The sequence below is a fragment of the Acidovorax sp. KPB24-07 genome, from assembly GCF_057543315.1.
Genome location: NZ_BAAJYS010000504.1, coordinates 1 through 2,043, shown reverse-complemented (window position 1 = coordinate 2,043; position 2,043 = coordinate 1). Strand labels below are relative to the sequence as shown.

2 protein-coding genes are annotated in these 2,043 nt (G+C 70.9%); both read left to right on the top strand.

What is annotated here, in order from left to right; translation table 11 throughout:
• The coding region (locus AC27IQ_RS23165; protein WP_487090949.1) for a GGDEF domain-containing protein at positions 1–455 on the top strand (455 nt) is incomplete at its 5' end.
• Between the two features lie 79 nt (positions 456–534).
• A partial coding sequence (locus AC27IQ_RS23160) for a M20 family metallopeptidase (RefSeq protein WP_487090948.1) occupies positions 535–2,043 on the top strand: 1,509 nt, incomplete at its 3' end.

The window sequence follows — 2,043 nt, the reverse complement described above, 5'->3', positions numbered from 1 at the left end:
TGGTGGACATCGACCACTTCAAGCGCATCAACGACGGGCTGGGCCACCTCGTGGGCGACCAGGTGCTGTGCCGCGTGGTCGATGCCATGGGCGAACGCCTGCGGGCGCAGGACATGATCGGGCGCTACGGCGGCGAGGAGTTCCTCGTGGTGCTGCCCGACACGCCGCTGCACGGCGCGCGGCAGCTGGCCATCCAGCTGTGCCGGGCGATCGAGCAGACGCGCTTCGACCTGGGCGGGCACACCGTGCCGGTCACCCTGAGCATCGGCGTGTTCGGCGGACGCATCGAGGAGGGTGACAGCTGGGACATGCTGATCGCCGCCGCCGACCGCGCCATGTACGAGGCCAAGCGCAGCGGACGCAACCGCGTTGCCGTCGCGGGCGATCTGCGCGGGGTGGTGCCCGCCTCCGCACTGCACGACAATCCGGAAACCCTTCCTCCACCGGAGCGGTGAACTGCAACGCACCGGCGCGCCCGCCGGATGCCGCGGCCGGTGGCAGGATCTTTTCCTGGAATGCCCCCGAGGAACCGCCATGAACGCCCGCACCGCCCCCGATCTCCTGCAACCCGCCGAAGCCCTGGCCCACGTCAGCCGCCAATGGGACGGCGACATCCTGCGCCAGCTCACCGAATACATCGAGATCCCCGCCAAGTCGCCCGGCTTCGCCCCCGACTGGGAGCAGCTCGGATACCTGGACCGCGTGCTGCGCAATGCCGCGAACTGGGTCGAAGCGCAGAAGGTGGCGGGCCTCACGCTCGAGATCGTGCGCCTGCCCGGCCGCACGCCGGTGCTGTTCTTCGAGGTGGCCGCCACGCAGCCCCAGTCGAGCCAGACCGTCCTGATGTACGGCCACCTGGACAAGCAGCCCGAGTTCGAGGGCTGGCGCAAGGACCTGGGGCCCTGGACGCCCAAGTACGAGGACGGCAAGCTCTACGGCCGCGGCGGCGCCGACGACGGCTACGCGGTGTATGCCAGCATCGCCGCCGTGCAGGAGCTCAAGCGCCAGAACGTGCCGCACCCGCGCATCGTCGGCCTGATCGAGACCTGCGAGGAAAGCGGCTCGGGCGACCTGCTGCCCTACATCGACCTGCTGCGCAGCCGCATGGGCGAGGTGGCCCTGGTGATCTGCCTGGACAGCGGCGCCGGCAACTACGACCAGCTGTGGCTCACCACCAGCCTGCGCGGCATGGCCAGCGGCACGCTCAAGGTGGAGATCCTCACCGAGGGCATCCACTCGGGCGATTCGTCAGGCCTCGTGCCCTCGTCGTTCCGCATCATGCGGCAGGTGCTGGACCGGCTCGAGGACAGCGCCACCGGCCGCCTGCTGCCCGCCAGCTTCCACTGCGACGTGCCCACCGACCGCCTGGCGCAGGCCCGCGCCACCGCCGGCATCCTGGGCGAGGAGGTGTACAAGCGCTTTCCCTGGGCGCACTACGACTGCGGCGGCTCCACCACCTTCGCGCTGCCCACCACCACCGACCCGGTGCAGGCCCTGCTCAAGCGCACCTGGGAGCCCACGCTCAGCGTGACCGGCGCCGAGGGTTTTCCGGCCCTGAAGGACGCGGGCAACGTGCTGCGCCCCTACACCGCCTTCAAGCTCAGCCTGCGCCTGCCCCCGCTGGTGGACGCCGCGCAGTGCGTGCAGGAGATGAAGGCGCTGCTGGAGGACAACGCGCCCTACCAGGCCAAGGTCACCTTCGAGGGCGGCGGCGCGGCCAGCGGCTGGAACGCGCCCGACACCGCGCCGTGGTTCGAGGGCGCGCTCAATGCCGCCAGCCAGGCCCACTTCGGCGCGCCGTGCGGCTACATCGGCCAGGGCGGCACGATTCCGCTCATGAACATGTTGAGCCAGGGCTTTCCGAAGGCGCAGATGATGGTCTGCGGCGTGCTGGGCCCCAAGAGCAACGCGCACGGCCCCAACGAGTTCCTGCACGTGCCCTACGCCAAGAAGCTCACCGCCGCCGTGGCGCAGGTCATCGCCAGCCTGCCGCCCGCCGGCGCCCAGGACGGCACGGCCACCGCCGCGGGCCGCCTGAAGCCG